This is a genomic window from Bacillus sp. PS95, assembly GCF_037963565.1.
Lineage (GTDB): Bacteria > Bacillota > Bacilli > Bacillales > Bacillaceae > Bacillus > Bacillus subtilis.
Window position 1 is genome coordinate 1 of record NZ_CP150160.1, and the last position, 16961, is coordinate 16961.

Below are 16961 nucleotides of genomic sequence, written 5' to 3' on the forward strand. Positions count from 1 at the left end.
ATGGAAAATATATTAGACCTGTGGAACCAAGCCCTTGCTCAAATCGAAAAAAAGTTGAGCAAACCGAGTTTTGAGACTTGGATGAAGTCAACCAAAGCCCACTCACTGCAAGGCGATACATTAACAATCACGGCTCCCAATGAATTTGCCAGAGACTGGCTGGAGTCCAGATACTTGCATCTGATTGCAGATACTATATATGAATTAACCGGGGAAGAATTGAGCATTAAGTTTGTCATTCCTCAAAATCAAGATGTTGAGGACTTTATGCCGAAACCGCAAGTCAAAAAAGCGGTCAAAGAAGATACATCTGATTTTCCTCAAAATATGCTCAATCCAAAATATACTTTTGATACTTTTGTCATCGGATCTGGAAACCGATTTGCACACGCAGCTTCCCTCGCAGTAGCGGAAGCACCCGCGAAAGCTTACAACCCTTTATTTATCTATGGGGGCGTCGGCTTAGGGAAAACGCACTTAATGCATGCGATCGGCCATTATGTAATAGATCATAATCCTTCTGCCAAAGTGGTTTATCTGTCTTCTGAGAAATTTACAAACGAATTCATCAACTCTATCCGAGATAATAAAGCCGTCGACTTCCGCAATCGCTATCGAAATGTTGATGTGCTTTTGATAGATGATATTCAATTTTTAGCGGGGAAAGAACAAACCCAGGAAGAATTTTTCCATACATTTAACACATTGCACGAAGAAAGCAAACAAATCGTCATTTCAAGTGACCGGCCGCCAAAGGAAATTCCGACACTTGAGGACAGATTGCGCTCACGTTTTGAATGGGGACTTATTACAGATATCACACCGCCTGATCTAGAAACGAGAATTGCAATTTTAAGAAAAAAAGCCAAAGCAGAAGGCCTCGATATTCCGAACGAGGTTATGCTTTACATCGCGAATCAAATCGACAGCAATATTCGGGAACTCGAAGGAGCATTAATCAGAGTTGTCGCTTATTCATCTTTAATTAATAAAGATATTAATGCTGATCTGGCCGCTGAGGCGTTGAAAGATATTATTCCTTCCTCAAAACCGAAAGTCATTACGATAAAGGAAATTCAGAGGGTAGTAGGCCAGCAATTTAATATTAAACTCGAGGATTTCAAAGCAAAAAAACGGACAAAGTCAGTAGCTTTTCCGCGTCAAATCGCCATGTACTTATCAAGGGAAATGACTGATTCCTCTCTTCCTAAAATCGGTGAAGAGTTTGGAGGACGTGATCATACGACCGTTATTCATGCGCATGAAAAAATTTCGAAACTGCTGGCAGATGATGAACAGCTTCAGCAGCATGTAAAAGAAATTAAAGAACAGCTTAAATAGCAGGACCAGGGATCAATCGGGGGAAAGTGTGAATAACTTTTCGGAAGTCATACACAGTCTGTCCACATGTGGATAGACTGTGTTTCCTGTCTTTTTCACAACTTATCCACAAATCCACAGGCCCTACTATTACTTCTACTATTTTTTATAAATATATATATTAATACATTATCCGTTAGGAGGATAAAAATGAAATTCACGATTCAAAAAGATCGTCTTGTTGAAAGTGTCCAAGATGTATTAAAAGCAGTTTCATCCAGAACCACGATTCCCATTCTGACTGGTATTAAAATTGTTGCATCAGATGATGGAGTATCCTTTACAGGGAGTGACTCAGATATTTCTATTGAATCCTTCATTCCAAAAGAAGAAGGAGATAAAGAAATCGTCACTATTGAACAGCCCGGAAGCATCGTTTTACAGGCTCGCTTTTTTAGTGAAATTGTAAAAAAATTGCCGATGGCAACTGTAGAAATCGAAGTCCAAAATCAGTATTTGACGATTATCCGTTCTGGTAAAGCTGAATTTAATCTAAACGGACTGGATGCTGATGAGTATCCGCACTTGCCGCAGATTGAAGAGCATCATGCGATTCAGATCCCAACTGATTTGTTAAAAAATCTAATCAGACAAACAGTATTTGCAGTGTCCACCTCAGAAACACGCCCTATCTTGACAGGTGTAAACTGGAAAGTGGAGCAAAGTGAATTATTATGCACTGCAACGGATAGCCACCGTCTTGCATTAAGAAAGGCGAAACTTGATATTCCAGAAGACAGATCTTATAACGTCGTGATTCCGGGAAAAAGTTTAACTGAACTCAGCAAGATTTTAGATGACAACCAGGAACTTGTAGATATCGTCATCACAGAAACCCAAGTTCTGTTTAAAGCGAAAAACGTCTTATTCTTCTCACGGCTTCTGGACGGGAATTATCCAGACACAACCAGCCTGATTCCGCAAGACAGCAAAACAGAAATCATTGTGAACACAAAAGAATTCCTTCAGGCCATTGATCGTGCATCTCTTTTAGCTAGAGAGGGACGCAACAACGTTGTAAAACTGTCCGCAAAACCGGCTGAATCCATTGAAATTTCCTCCAACTCGCCGGAAATCGGTAAAGTTGTGGAAGCAATTGTTGCGGATCAAATTGAAGGTGAGGAATTAAATATCTCTTTTAGTCCAAAATATATGCTGGATGCACTAAAGGTGCTTGAAGGAGCAGAAATACGCGTAAGCTTTACAGGCGCAATGAGACCTTTCTTAATTCGCACGCCGAATGATGAAACGATTGTACAGCTTATCCTTCCTGTCAGAACCTATTAATCCGATACACTGCTGCCGACCTGTCGGCAGCTTTTCTATTCGGTATCTGCTCCGACAAGTTTTCCCTTTCCCTAATTCGTTTTTTTTTAGTACAATTAGATATTAGTGATATTTGAAAGAGGTCGATATAATGGCAAATCCGATTTCAATTGATACAGAGATGATTACACTCGGACAATTCTTAAAATTAGCCGATGTGATTCAGTCTGGCGGTATGGCGAAGTGGTTTTTAAGCGAGCATGAAGTGCTTGTGAACGATGAGCCGGACAACCGCCGGGGCAGAAAGCTGTATGTTGGAGATGTGGTAGAGATTGAAGGATTTGGTTCATTTCAAGTCGTCAATTAAAGCGGGTGACACTGATTGTATATCCAGAACTTAGAACTGACATCTTACCGCAACTACGACCATGCTGAACTTCAATTTGAAAATAAAGTAAATGTGATCATCGGAGAAAACGCCCAGGGGAAGACAAACCTCATGGAGGCGATCTATGTCTTGTCCATGGCGAAATCGCACCGGACATCAAATGACAAAGAACTTATACGGTGGGACAAAGACTATGCTAAAATAGAGGGAAGAGTGATGAAGCAAAACGGGGCGATCCCGATGCAGCTCGTTATCTCCAAAAAGGGTAAAAAGGGCAAGGTCAATCATATTGAACAGCAAAAGCTCAGCCAGTATGTCGGGGCCCTCAACACCATTATGTTCGCGCCGGAAGATTTAAATCTTGTAAAGGGAAGCCCTCAAGTGAGAAGGCGGTTTCTTGACATGGAAATCGGACAGGTTTCTCCCGTCTACCTTCACGATCTTTCTCTTTACCAGAAAATCCTTTCCCAGCGGAATCATTTTTTGAAACAGCTGCAAACAAGAAAACAAACTGACCGGACGATGCTCGATGTTCTGACCGATCAGCTTGTAGAAGTTGCAGCAAAAGTCGTCGTAAAACGCCTGCAGTTTACAGCACAGCTCGAGAAATGGGCGCAGCCCATCCATGCAGGCATCTCAAGAGGGCTTGAAGAACTGACCCTGAAATACCATACAGCTCTTGATGTATCAGATCCCCTAGATTTGTCGAAAATAGGAGATAGCTATCAAGAAGCGTTTTCTAAATTAAGAGAAAAAGAAATTGAGCGTGGTGTGACGCTGTCAGGGCCTCATCGTGACGATGTTCTTTTCTATGTGAACGGACGCGATGTGCAGACGTATGGTTCTCAAGGACAGCAGCGAACGACGGCGTTGTCCCTTAAGCTGGCGGAGATTGACCTGATCCATGAAGAAATCGGAGAATATCCCATTTTACTATTGGATGATGTACTGAGTGAACTGGATGATTATCGCCAGTCACACTTGCTTCATACGATCCAAGGCCGTGTACAAACGTTTGTCACAACGACAAGCGTTGATGGCATTGATCACGAAACCTTACGTCAAGCAGGAATGTTCCGTGTGCAAAATGGTGCGTTAGTGAAGTGAAGAAATGAGGTGAGCAATTGTATATTCATTTAGGTGATGACTTTGTGGTTTCAACACGAGATATTGTCGGCATTTTTGACTTTAAAGCCAACATGTCGCCTATTGTTGAAGAATTTCTGAAAAAACAGAAACACAAGGTGGTGCCTTCCGTAAACGGCACGCCCAAATCTATCGTAGTCACGGTTCAGAATATATATTACTCTCCCTTATCTTCCAGCACATTAAAAAAACGTGCGCAATTTATGTTTGAAATAGATTCTTAGAAATTTTTTATCACGAATATATCGTTTAGAAAAGTGTAGGTGAATGACGTGGCTATGGAACAGCAGCAAAACAGTTATGATGAAAATCAGATACAGGTACTAGAAGGATTGGAAGCTGTTCGTAAAAGACCGGGGATGTATATCGGTTCGACAAACAGCAAAGGCCTTCACCACCTGGTATGGGAAATTGTCGACAATAGTATTGACGAAGCCCTCGCCGGTTATTGTACGGATATCAATATCCAAATCGAAAAAGACAACAGTATCACGGTTATAGATAATGGCCGCGGTATTCCAGTCGGTATTCATGAAAAAATGGGCCGTCCTGCGGTAGAAGTCATTATGACGGTACTTCATGCCGGAGGAAAATTTGACGGAAGCGGCTATAAAGTATCCGGAGGATTACACGGTGTAGGTGCGTCTGTCGTAAACGCACTATCAACAGAGCTTGATGTGACGGTTCACCGTGACGGTAAAATTCACCGCCAAACCTATAAACGCGGAGTTCCGGTTACAGACCTTGAAATCATTGGCGAAACGGATCATACAGGAACGACGACACATTTTGTCCCGGACCCTGAAATTTTCTCAGAAACAACCGAGTATGATTACGATCTGCTTGCTAACCGCGTGCGTGAATTAGCCTTTTTAACAAAGGGTGTAAACATCACGATTGAAGATAAACGTGAAGGACAAGAGCGCAAAAATGAATACCATTACGAAGGCGGAATTAAAAGTTATGTAGAGTATTTAAACCGCTCTAAAGAGGTTGTCCATGAAGAGCCGATTTACATTGAAGGCGAAAAGGACGGCATTACGGTTGAAGTGGCTTTGCAATACAATGACAGCTACACAAGCAACATTTACTCGTTTACAAACAACATTAACACGTACGAAGGCGGTACCCATGAAGCTGGCTTCAAAACGGGCCTGACTCGTGTTATCAACGATTACGCCAGAAAAAAAGGGCTTATTAAAGAAAATGATCCAAACCTAAGCGGAGATGACGTAAGGGAAGGGCTGACAGCGATTATTTCAATCAAACACCCTGATCCGCAGTTTGAGGGCCAAACGAAAACAAAGCTGGGCAACTCAGAAGCACGGACGATCACCGATACGTTATTTTCTACGGCGATGGAAACATTTATGCTGGAAAATCCAGATGCAGCCAAAAAAATTGTCGATAAAGGCTTAATGGCGGCAAGAGCAAGAATGGCTGCGAAAAAAGCCCGTGAACTAACACGTCGTAAGAGTGCTTTGGAAATTTCAAACCTGCCCGGTAAGTTAGCGGACTGCTCTTCAAAAGATCCGAGCATCTCCGAGTTATATATCGTAGAGGGTGACTCTGCCGGAGGATCTGCTAAACAAGGACGCGACAGACATTTCCAAGCCATTTTGCCGCTTAGAGGTAAAATCCTAAACGTTGAAAAGGCCAGACTGGATAAAATTCTTTCTAACAACGAAGTTCGCTCTATGATCACAGCGCTCGGCACAGGCATTGGGGAAGACTTCAACCTTGAGAAAGCCCGTTACCACAAAGTTGTCATTATGACAGATGCCGATGTTGACGGCGCGCACATCAGAACACTGCTGTTAACGTTCTTTTACAGATATATGCGCCAAATTATCGAAAATGGCTACGTGTACATTGCGCAGCCGCCGCTCTACAAGGTTCAACAGGGGAAACGCGTTGAATATGCGTACAATGACAAGGAGCTTGAAGAGCTGTTAAAAACTCTTCCTCAAACGCCTAAGCCTGGACTGCAGCGTTACAAAGGTCTTGGTGAAATGAATGCCACCCAGCTATGGGAGACAACCATGGATCCTAGCTCCAGAACACTTCTTCAGGTAACTCTTGAAGATGCAATGGATGCGGACGAGACTTTTGAAATGCTTATGGGCGACAAGGTAGAACCGCGCCGAAACTTCATAGAAGCGAATGCGAGATACGTTAAAAATCTTGACATCTAATCATAAAAAGCCTTATTTCCAATAAGAAATAAGGCTTTTTTCTGAACAAGATCAGATGCAGCAATGCTTGCAATACCTATATATTCTAGCAATTTAATGTGTATAATCATAAGTTTATTGATATAATGGAGAATAGTGAAATCGTATTGAAGGTCATAATGGACAATCTACTCCCACATATTTCATGTGATACTTCAGGGAGGTTTTTTAATGAGTGAACAAAACACACCACAAGTTCGTGAAATAAATATCAGTCAGGAAATGCGTACGTCCTTCTTGGATTATGCTATGAGCGTTATCGTGTCCCGTGCTCTTCCAGATGTTCGAGACGGTTTAAAACCGGTTCATAGACGGATTTTGTATGCAATGAATGATTTAGGCATGACAAGTGACAAGCCTTATAAAAAATCCGCGCGTATCGTTGGAGAAGTTATCGGGAAATACCACCCGCACGGTGATTCAGCGGTATATGAATCCATGGTCAGAATGGCTCAGGATTTCAACTACCGTTATATGCTCGTTGACGGTCACGGAAACTTCGGTTCTGTTGACGGAGACTCAGCGGCGGCCATGCGTTATACAGAAGCAAGAATGTCTAAAATCTCAATGGAGATTCTTCGTGACATCACAAAAGACACAATCGATTACCAGGATAACTATGACGGGTCAGAAAGAGAACCTGTCGTTATGCCTTCAAGGTTCCCGAATCTGCTCGTGAACGGTGCTGCCGGCATTGCGGTAGGTATGGCAACAAACATTCCTCCGCACCAGCTGGGAGAAATCATTGACGGTGTACTTGCTGTCAGTGAGAATCCGGACATTACAATTCCAGAGCTTATGGAAGTCATTCCAGGGCCTGATTTCCCGACCGCGGGTCAAATCTTGGGACGCAGCGGTATCCGGAAAGCATACGAATCAGGCCGAGGCTCTATCACGATCCGGGCAAAAGCTGAGATCGAACAAACATCTTCGGGTAAAGAAAGAATTATCGTTACAGAGTTACCTTACCAAGTAAATAAGGCGAAATTAATTGAGAAAATTGCAGATCTCGTAAGGGACAAAAAGATAGAGGGTATCACAGATCTGCGTGATGAGTCAGATCGTACAGGTATGAGAATTGTCATTGAAATCAGACGCGACGCCAATGCAAATGTCATCTTAAACAATCTGTACAAACAAACTGCTCTACAAACATCTTTTGGCATCAACCTGCTTGCACTTGTTGATGGCCAGCCGAAAGTTTTAACTCTTAAGCAATGCCTGGAGCATTACCTCGACCATCAAAAAGTTGTCATTAGACGCCGTACTGCTTATGAATTGCGTAAAGCGGAAGCGAGAGCTCATATCCTGGAAGGATTGAGAGTTGCACTGGATCATCTCGATGCAGTTATCTCCCTTATCCGTAATTCTCAAACGGCTGAAATTGCGAGAACAGGTTTAATTGAACAATTCTCACTGACAGAGAAGCAAGCACAAGCGATCCTTGACATGAGGCTCCAGCGTTTAACGGGACTGGAACGTGAAAAGATCGAAGAAGAATACCAATCTCTTGTTAAATTAATTGCAGAGCTAAAAGACATCTTGGCAAATGAATATAAAGTGCTTGAGATCATTCGTGAAGAACTCACGGAAATCAAAGAGCGTTTTAACGATGAAAGACGTACTGAGATCGTCACTTCTGGACTAGAGACAATTGAAGATGAAGATCTCATTGAGAGAGAAAATATCGTAGTTACTCTGACGCACAACGGATACGTCAAACGTCTTCCTGCATCAACTTACCGCAGTCAAAAACGAGGCGGAAAAGGTGTACAAGGTATGGGAACAAACGAAGATGATTTCGTTGAGCATTTGATCTCTACGTCAACTCATGACACGATTCTCTTCTTCTCGAACAAGGGGAAAGTGTATCGTGCAAAAGGGTATGAAATCCCTGAATACGGCAGAACGGCAAAAGGAATCCCGATTATTAACCTGCTGGAGGTAGAAAAGGGTGAGTGGATCAACGCGATTATTCCAGTCACGGAATTCAATGCGGAGCTTTACCTTTTCTTCACTACAAAGCATGGGGTTTCAAAACGAACATCGCTATCTCAATTCGCTAATATCCGCAACAATGGTCTAATCGCTCTGAGTCTTCGTGAAGATGATGAACTGATGGGTGTACGTCTGACTGACGGCACAAAACAAATCATCATTGGAACGAAAAACGGTTTACTGATCCGTTTCCCTGAAACAGATGTCCGGGAGATGGGAAGAACTGCGGCGGGCGTAAAAGGCATCACTCTGACGGATGACGACGTTGTTGTCGGCATGGAGATTTTAGAGGAAGAATCACACGTCCTTATCGTAACTGAAAAAGGGTACGGAAAACGAACTCCGGCTGAAGAGTACAGAACCCAAAGCCGGGGCGGAAAAGGACTCAAAACAGCGAAAATCACCGAGAACAACGGCCAACTAGTAGCAGTGAAAGCTACTAAAGGTGAAGAGGATCTAATGATTATTACAGCTAGCGGCGTACTCATCAGAATGGACATCAATGATATCTCCATCACCGGACGTGTCACTCAAGGTGTGCGTCTCATCAGAATGGCAGAAGAAGAGCATGTTGCTACAGTAGCTTTAGTAGAGAAAAACGAAGAAGATGAGAATGAAGAAGAACAAGAAGAAGTGTGAGAAAAAGCGCAGCTGAAATAGCTGCGCTTTTTTGTGTCATAACCCTTTACAGTCATAAAAATTATGGTATAATCATTTCTGTTGTCTTTTTAAAGACACAAGCATGACCATTATGACTAGTAAAAACTTTTTTAAAAAAGTATTGACCTAGTTAACTAAAAATGTTATTATTAAGTAGTCGCTTCGAGAGAAGCACACAAAGTTCTTTGAAAACTAAACAAGACAAAACGTACCTGTTAATTCATTTTTATAAATCGCACAGCGATGTGCGTAGTCAGTCAAACTACTTTATCGGAGAGTTTGATCCTGGCTCAGGACGAACGCTGGCGGCGTGCCTAATACATGCAAGTCGAGCGGACAGATGGGAGCTTGCTCCCTGATGTTAGCGGCGGACGGGTGAGTAACACGTGGGTAACCTGCCTGTAAGACTGGGATAACTCCGGGAAACCGGGGCTAATACCGGATGGTTGTTTGAACCGCATGGTTCAAACATAAAAGGTGGCTTCGGCTACCACTTACAGATGGACCCGCGGCGCATTAGCTAGTTGGTGAGGTAACGGCTCACCAAGGCAACGATGCGTAGCCGACCTGAGAGGGTGATCGGCCACACTGGGACTGAGACACGGCCCAGACTCCTACGGGAGGCAGCAGTAGGGAATCTTCCGCAATGGACGAAAGTCTGACGGAGCAACGCCGCGTGAGTGATGAAGGTTTTCGGATCGTAAAGCTCTGTTGTTAGGGAAGAACAAGTACCGTTCGAATAGGGCGGTACCTTGACGGTACCTAACCAGAAAGCCACGGCTAACTACGTGCCAGCAGCCGCGGTAATACGTAGGTGGCAAGCGTTGTCCGGAATTATTGGGCGTAAAGGGCTCGCAGGCGGTTTCTTAAGTCTGATGTGAAAGCCCCCGGCTCAACCGGGGAGGGTCATTGGAAACTGGGGAACTTGAGTGCAGAAGAGGAGAGTGGAATTCCACGTGTAGCGGTGAAATGCGTAGAGATGTGGAGGAACACCAGTGGCGAAGGCGACTCTCTGGTCTGTAACTGACGCTGAGGAGCGAAAGCGTGGGGAGCGAACAGGATTAGATACCCTGGTAGTCCACGCCGTAAACGATGAGTGCTAAGTGTTAGGGGGTTTCCGCCCCTTAGTGCTGCAGCTAACGCATTAAGCACTCCGCCTGGGGAGTACGGTCGCAAGACTGAAACTCAAAGGAATTGACGGGGGCCCGCACAAGCGGTGGAGCATGTGGTTTAATTCGAAGCAACGCGAAGAACCTTACCAGGTCTTGACATCCTCTGACAATCCTAGAGATAGGACGTCCCCTTCGGGGGCAGAGTGACAGGTGGTGCATGGTTGTCGTCAGCTCGTGTCGTGAGATGTTGGGTTAAGTCCCGCAACGAGCGCAACCCTTGATCTTAGTTGCCAGCATTCAGTTGGGCACTCTAAGGTGACTGCCGGTGACAAACCGGAGGAAGGTGGGGATGACGTCAAATCATCATGCCCCTTATGACCTGGGCTACACACGTGCTACAATGGACAGAACAAAGGGCAGCGAAACCGCGAGGTTAAGCCAATCCCACAAATCTGTTCTCAGTTCGGATCGCAGTCTGCAACTCGACTGCGTGAAGCTGGAATCGCTAGTAATCGCGGATCAGCATGCCGCGGTGAATACGTTCCCGGGCCTTGTACACACCGCCCGTCACACCACGAGAGTTTGTAACACCCGAAGTCGGTGAGGTAACCTTTTAGGAGCCAGCCGCCGAAGGTGGGACAGATGATTGGGGTGAAGTCGTAACAAGGTAGCCGTATCGGAAGGTGCGGCTGGATCACCTCCTTTCTAAGGATATTATACGGAATATAAGACCTTGGGTCTTATAAACAGAACGTTCCCTGTCTTGTTTAGTTTTGAAGGAACTTTGTTCCTTGAATAAGTTAAGATGGGCCTGTAGCTCAGCTGGTTAGAGCGCACGCCTGATAAGCGTGAGGTCGGTGGTTCGAGTCCACTCAGGCCCACCATCTTATATAACGGGGCCTTAGCTCAGCTGGGAGAGCGCCTGCTTTGCACGCAGGAGGTCAGCGGTTCGATCCCGCTAGGCTCCACCAACGTGTTCTTTGAAAACTAGATAACAGTAGACATCACATTCAATAGTAATACAAGATATCACATGGTGATTCTTTTTAACGGTTAAGTTAGAAAGGGCGCACGGTGGATGCCTTGGCACTAGGAGCCGATGAAGGACGGGACGAACACCGATATGCTTCGGGGAGCTGTAAGCAAGCTTTGATCCGGAGATTTCCGAATGGGGAAACCCACCACTCGTAATGGAGTGGTATCCATATCTGAATTCATAGGATATGAGAAGGCAGACCCGGGGAACTGAAACATCTAAGTACCCGGAGGAAGAGAAAGCAAATGCGATTCCCTGAGTAGCGGCGAGCGAAACGGGATTAGCCCAAACCAAGAGGCTTGCCTCTTGGGGTTGTAGGACACTCTGTACGGAGTTACAAAGGAACGAGGTAGATGAAGAGGTCTGGAAAGGCCCGCCATAGGAGGTAACAGCCCTGTAGTCAAAACTTCGTTCTCTCCTGAGTGGATCCTGAGTACGGCGGAACACGTGAAATTCCGTCGGAATCCGGGAGGACCATCTCCCAAGGCTAAATACTCCCTAGTGACCGATAGTGAACCAGTACCGTGAGGGAAAGGTGAAAAGCACCCCGGAAGGGGAGTGAAAGAGATCCTGAAACCGTGTGCCTACAAGTAGTCAGAGCCCGTTAACGGGTGATGGCGTGCCTTTTGTAGAATGAACCGGCGAGTTACGATCCCGTGCAAGGTTAAGCAGAAGATGCGGAGCCGCAGCGAAAGCGAGTCTGAATAGGGCGCATGAGTACGTGGTCGTAGACCCGAAACCAGGTGATCTACCCATGTCCAGGGTGAAGTTCAGGTAACACTGAATGGAGGCCCGAACCCACGCACGTTGAAAAGTGCGGGGATGAGGTGTGGGTAGGGGTGAAATGCCAATCGAACCTGGAGATAGCTGGTTCTCTCCGAAATAGCTTTAGGGCTAGCCTCAAGGTAAGAGTCTTGGAGGTAGAGCACTGATTGGACTAGGGGCCCCTACCGGGTTACCGAATTCAGTCAAACTCCGAATGCCAATGACTTATCCTTGGGAGTCAGACTGCGAGTGATAAGATCCGTAGTCGAAAGGGAAACAGCCCAGACCGCCAGCTAAGGTCCCAAAGTATACGTTAAGTGGAAAAGGATGTGGAGTTGCTTAGACAACCAGGATGTTGGCTTAGAAGCAGCCACCATTTAAAGAGTGCGTAATAGCTCACTGGTCGAGTGACTCTGCGCCGAAAATGTACCGGGGCTAAACGTATCACCGAAGCTGCGGACTGTTCTTCGAACAGTGGTAGGAGAGCGTTCTAAGGGCTGTGAAGCCAGACCGGAAGGACTGGTGGAGCGCTTAGAAGTGAGAATGCCGGTATGAGTAGCGAAAGAGGGGTGAGAATCCCCTCCACCGAATGCCTAAGGTTTCCTGAGGAAGGCTCGTCCGCTCAGGGTTAGTCGGGACCTAAGCCGAGGCCGAAAGGCGTAGGCGATGGACAACAGGTTGATATTCCTGTACCACCTCCTCACCATTTGAGCAATGGGGGGACGCAGGAGGATAGGGTAAGCGCGGTATTGGATATCCGCGTCCAAGCAGTTAGGCTGGGAAATAGGCAAATCCGTTTCCCATAAGGCTGAGCTGTGATGGCGAGCGAAATATAGTAGCGAAGTTCCTGATTCCACACTGCCAAGAAAAGCCTCTAGCGAGGTGAGAGGTGCCCGTACCGCAAACCGACACAGGTAGGCGAGGAGAGAATCCTAAGGTGATCGAGAGAACTCTCGTTAAGGAACTCGGCAAAATGACCCCGTAACTTCGGGAGAAGGGGTGCTCTGTTAGGGTGCAAGCCCGAGAGAGCCGCAGTGAATAGGCCCAGGCGACTGTTTAGCAAAAACACAGGTCTCTGCGAAGCCGTAAGGCGAAGTATAGGGGCTGACGCCTGCCCGGTGCTGGAAGGTTAAGAGGAGCGCTTAGCGTAAGCGAAGGTGCGAATTGAAGCCCCAGTAAACGGCGGCCGTAACTATAACGGTCCTAAGGTAGCGAAATTCCTTGTCGGGTAAGTTCCGACCCGCACGAAAGGCGCAACGATCTGGGCACTGTCTCAACGAGAGACTCGGTGAAATTATAGTACCTGTGAAGATGCAGGTTACCCGCGACAGGACGGAAAGACCCCGTGGAGCTTTACTGCAGCCTGATATTGAATGTTGGTACAGCTTGTACAGGATAGGTAGGAGCCTTGGAAACCGGAGCGCCAGCTTCGGTGGAGGCATCGGTGGGATACTACCCTGGCTGTATTGACCTTCTAACCCGCCGCCCTTATCGGGCGGGGAGACAGTGTCAGGTGGGCAGTTTGACTGGGGCGGTCGCCTCCTAAAAGGTAACGGAGGCGCCCAAAGGTTCCCTCAGAATGGTTGGAAATCATTCGCAGAGTGTAAAGGCACAAGGGAGCTTGACTGCGAGACCTACAAGTCGAGCAGGGACGAAAGTCGGGCTTAGTGATCCGGTGGTTCCGCATGGAAGGGCCATCGCTCAACGGATAAAAGCTACCCCGGGGATAACAGGCTTATCTCCCCCAAGAGTCCACATCGACGGGGAGGTTTGGCACCTCGATGTCGGCTCATCGCATCCTGGGGCTGTAGTCGGTCCCAAGGGTTGGGCTGTTCGCCCATTAAAGCGGTACGCGAGCTGGGTTCAGAACGTCGTGAGACAGTTCGGTCCCTATCCGTCGCGGGCGCAGGAAATTTGAGAGGAGCTGTCCTTAGTACGAGAGGACCGGGATGGACGCACCGCTGGTGTACCAGTTGTTCTGCCAAGGGCATCGCTGGGTAGCTATGTGCGGACGGGATAAGTGCTGAAAGCATCTAAGCATGAAGCCCCCCTCAAGATGAGATTTCCCATTCCGCAAGGAAGTAAGATCCCTGAAAGATGATCAGGTTGATAGGTCTGAGGTGGAAGTGTGGCGACACATGGAGCTGACAGATACTAATCGATCGAGGACTTAACCATATTTTTGAATGATGTCACACCTGTTATCTAGTTTTGAGAGAACACTCTCAATTTGTTTGGTGGCGATAGCGAAGAGGTCACACCCGTTCCCATACCGAACACGGAAGTTAAGCTCTTCAGCGCCGATGGTAGTCGGGGGTTTCCCCCTGTGAGAGTAGGACGCCGCCAAGCAAGCTTAAACCCAGCTCATTGAGCTGGGTTTTTTGTTTGTTAAAAATGAAGAAGAAACTGTGAAGCGTATTTAGGGAATTTCTTTTCTGATACTAATAAAAACTGCTGAATTAACACGTAGTCATCACTTATATGCTGTGTTAATAACTCATACCACCATTCTGTTTCATACCTTGCAATCATCCCAACGTTGTACAAAATCAAATAATGAATTGTCATTTCGGGAAGCCTCAGAAATTGCTCCCTTTGAGAAGGGATATAATATTGGTTCTTTTCCATGTCAAACAATAAGCTGGTCGATGTCCATGGCTCCTTGTCTTGTGGTGAAATTTCGAACAGCAGCCCGTGTTCATTTTTTTTTGTAAAAGACCATTGATAATGATGGGACATGTATTCAGCAAACCTTGAATCAGACATTTTGTAATTGATTACTACTTCCTCCGGTACAAAAATTTCGTTCTTATCCTTCTCAACTTTTGTCATAAATCGTTCTTTCTGCTGAAAGTAGAAAATATCGCTAAGTTCTGGAATGGCCATTAATAATTTTTTCATGGTATACCGTTCATCTACTATATCCGATTGTCCGAATAAATGTTTCATAAAATGCACGCATAGGCCATTTCGTTGTATTTTCACTTCATCATCGCTAAAACAATAATTTTGTTTCTTTCGTTTTCTTGTTGTTACGCCATGTGCCAGTACTGATGTATGGCTTGGATAATGAGGATCACGTGTAATTAAGCATGCTTTGATAAGCTGTGCCATTCCATAAAATAAAAGAATCGGTTTGATTTCTAAGGGAGAATATGCGGCTTGTTTATAAAACGATTCGGCATGCTTTAAGAAATAAATAAACCGTTCACTGTTTTTAAAAGAGTTTTTTTTCGCATCGTCAATACCGTTTAAGATATAAACCTTTTCTAGAAATTTCTGGGTTGATTCAACGGAGTAAAATAGCGCTAAGTCTTTCCACTCATGATATGTCATGTACATTTCTTAATCCTTTCCGTTATCTAAATATTTCAACTCTTTCCCGCTTCCTTGACATGCTCTTGGCTAGTTGATAATCTACATATAATATTTTGCCGAAAAGAGGGGGATTTACTAATGTGGGAAAGTAAATTTTCAAAAGAAGGCTTAACGTTCGACGATGTGCTGCTTGTACCAGCAAAGTCTGAGGTACTTCCGCGTGATGTGGATTTATCTGTAGAACTTACAAAAACGTTAAAGCTAAATATTCCTGTCATCAGCGCAGGTATGGACACTGTAACAGAATCAGCAATGGCAATTGCAATGGCAAGACAGGGCGGCTTGGGCATCATTCACAAAAATATGTCCATTGAACAGCAGGCTGAACAAGTTGATAAAGTAAAGCGTTCTGAGCGCGGCGTTATCACAAATCCCTTCTTTTTAACTCCTGATCACCAAGTATTTGATGCGGAGCATTTGATGGGGAAATACAGAATTTCCGGTGTTCCGATTGTAAATAACGAAGAAGACCAGAAGCTTGTTGGAATTATTACAAACCGTGACCTTCGTTTTATTTCTGACTACTCAATGAAAATTAGCGACGTCATGACGAAAGAAGAGCTAGTTACTGCATCTGTAGGAACTACTCTGGATGAAGCTGAAAAGATTTTGCAGAAACATAAAATTGAAAAGCTTCCTCTCGTAGATGACCAGAATAAATTAAAAGGTCTTATCACAATTAAAGACATTGAAAAAGTCATTGAGTTCCCGAACTCATCTAAAGACATTCACGGCCGCCTGATCGTTGGCGCGGCAGTTGGTGTAACTGGCGATACAATGACTCGCGTCAAAAAGCTTGTTGAAGCCAATGTTGATGTGATTGTTATCGATACAGCTCACGGACACTCTCAAGGCGTTTTAAACACAGTCACAAAAATCCGTGAAACGTATCCCGAATTAAACATTATTGCTGGAAACGTGGCAACAGCTGAAGCGACAAGAGCGCTTATCGAAGCTGGAGCAGACGTTGTCAAAGTTGGAATAGGGCCTGGTTCAATTTGTACTACACGTGTTGTAGCCGGCGTGGGTGTTCCGCAAATTACAGCAATTTATGATTGTGCGACTGAAGCAAGAAAACACGGCAAAACAATCATCGCCGACGGTGGGATTAAATTCTCTGGCGATATCACTAAAGCATTGGCAGCCGGCGGACATGCTGTTATGCTCGGAAGCTTGCTTGCAGGCACATCAGAAAGCCCTGGTGAAACTGAAATCTACCAAGGCAGAAGATTTAAGGTATACCGCGGCATGGGATCAGTTGCTGCAATGGAAAAAGGAAGTAAAGACCGTTACTTCCAAGAAGAAAACAAAAAATTTGTTCCTGAAGGAATTGAAGGACGCACACCTTACAAAGGGCCAGTTGAAGAAACCGTTTATCAGCTAGTCGGAGGCCTTCGTTCTGGTATGGGGTATTGCGGGTCCAAAGATCTGCGTGCGCTAAGAGAAGAAGCTCAGTTCATTCGCATGACTGGCGCAGGACTTCGCGAAAGCCATCCGCATGACGTACAGATTACAAAAGAATCACCTAACTATACAATTTCATAATAAATTGTTACAAATTAAAAACATTTGACAGGGTCTCTGACTCTGTCTATTTT

9 protein-coding genes, 2 tRNA genes and 3 rRNA genes are annotated in these 16961 nt (G+C 45.2%); 13 read left to right on the forward strand and 1 reads right to left on the reverse strand.

Going from position 1 to position 16961, the window contains the following annotated elements:
• The 12 genes from dnaA (at nucleotide 1) to rrf (ending at nucleotide 14334) form a co-directional block, all read left to right on the forward strand.
• The gene (gene dnaA / locus NSQ12_RS00005) at nucleotides 1–1341 is read left to right on the forward strand and encodes a chromosomal replication initiator protein DnaA (RefSeq protein WP_003242674.1); all 1341 of its coding nucleotides are present in this window, start codon (nucleotides 1–3) and stop codon (nucleotides 1339–1341) included.
• 189 nt (nucleotides 1342–1530) lie between these two features.
• On the forward strand, nucleotides 1531–2667 hold the full coding sequence (gene dnaN, locus NSQ12_RS00010; protein WP_003242509.1) for a DNA polymerase III subunit beta: 1137 nt from the start codon (nucleotides 1531–1533) through the stop codon (nucleotides 2665–2667).
• A gap of 130 nt (nucleotides 2668–2797) precedes the next feature.
• Nucleotides 2798–3013, forward strand: coding sequence for a ribosome maturation protein RlbA (gene rlbA / locus NSQ12_RS00015; RefSeq protein WP_003226810.1), 216 nt, complete (start codon nucleotides 2798–2800; stop codon nucleotides 3011–3013).
• Between the two features lie 15 nt (nucleotides 3014–3028).
• Nucleotides 3029–4141 (forward strand): DNA replication/repair protein RecF, encoded by a 1113-nt coding sequence (gene recF, locus NSQ12_RS00020; RefSeq protein ID WP_003243515.1) that lies wholly within the window; start codon nucleotides 3029–3031, stop codon nucleotides 4139–4141.
• Between the two features lie 17 nt (nucleotides 4142–4158).
• Complete coding sequence (gene remB, locus NSQ12_RS00025) at nucleotides 4159–4404, forward strand: extracellular matrix regulator RemB (RefSeq protein WP_003219266.1); 246 nt, start codon at nucleotides 4159–4161, stop codon at nucleotides 4402–4404.
• Nucleotides 4405–4458: 54 nt separating this feature from the next.
• Nucleotides 4459–6375, forward strand: coding sequence for a DNA topoisomerase (ATP-hydrolyzing) subunit B (gene gyrB, locus NSQ12_RS00030; protein ID WP_032722831.1), 1917 nt, complete (start codon nucleotides 4459–4461; stop codon nucleotides 6373–6375).
• 210 nt (nucleotides 6376–6585) lie between these two features.
• Nucleotides 6586–9051: a DNA topoisomerase (ATP-hydrolyzing) subunit A gene (gene gyrA / locus NSQ12_RS00035; RefSeq protein WP_003244540.1), complete on the forward strand. Its 2466-nt coding sequence runs from the start codon at nucleotides 6586–6588 to the stop codon at nucleotides 9049–9051.
• Nucleotides 9052–9339: 288 nt separating this feature from the next.
• Nucleotides 9340–10889, forward strand: a 16S ribosomal RNA gene (locus NSQ12_RS00040).
• Nucleotides 10890–10991: 102 nt separating this feature from the next.
• Nucleotides 10992–11068 (forward strand) — tRNA-Ile (locus tag NSQ12_RS00045).
• Nucleotides 11069–11079: 11 nt separating this feature from the next.
• A tRNA-Ala gene (locus tag NSQ12_RS00050) sits at nucleotides 11080–11155 on the forward strand.
• An 80-nt stretch (nucleotides 11156–11235) separates the two neighbouring features.
• Nucleotides 11236–14163, forward strand: a 23S ribosomal RNA gene (locus NSQ12_RS00055).
• Nucleotides 14164–14218: 55 nt separating this feature from the next.
• A 5S ribosomal RNA gene (gene rrf, locus NSQ12_RS00060) occupies nucleotides 14219–14334 on the forward strand.
• Together the 16S, 23S and 5S rRNA genes with 2 tRNA genes alongside form the textbook arrangement of a ribosomal RNA operon.
• A gap of 39 nt (nucleotides 14335–14373) precedes the next feature.
• Here the strand turns inward: rrf and NSQ12_RS00065 are convergent.
• On the reverse strand, nucleotides 14374–15321 hold the full coding sequence (locus tag NSQ12_RS00065; protein ID WP_029317163.1) for a YaaC family protein: 948 nt from the start codon (nucleotides 15319–15321) through the stop codon (nucleotides 14374–14376).
• A 120-nt stretch (nucleotides 15322–15441) separates the two neighbouring features.
• On the opposite strand from NSQ12_RS00065, the gene guaB reads away from it, so the two are divergent.
• Entirely contained in the window at nucleotides 15442–16908 is a 1467-nt protein-coding gene (gene guaB / locus NSQ12_RS00070) for an IMP dehydrogenase (protein ID WP_003226803.1), read from the forward strand.
• Nucleotides 16909–16961 lie beyond the last annotated feature (53 nt).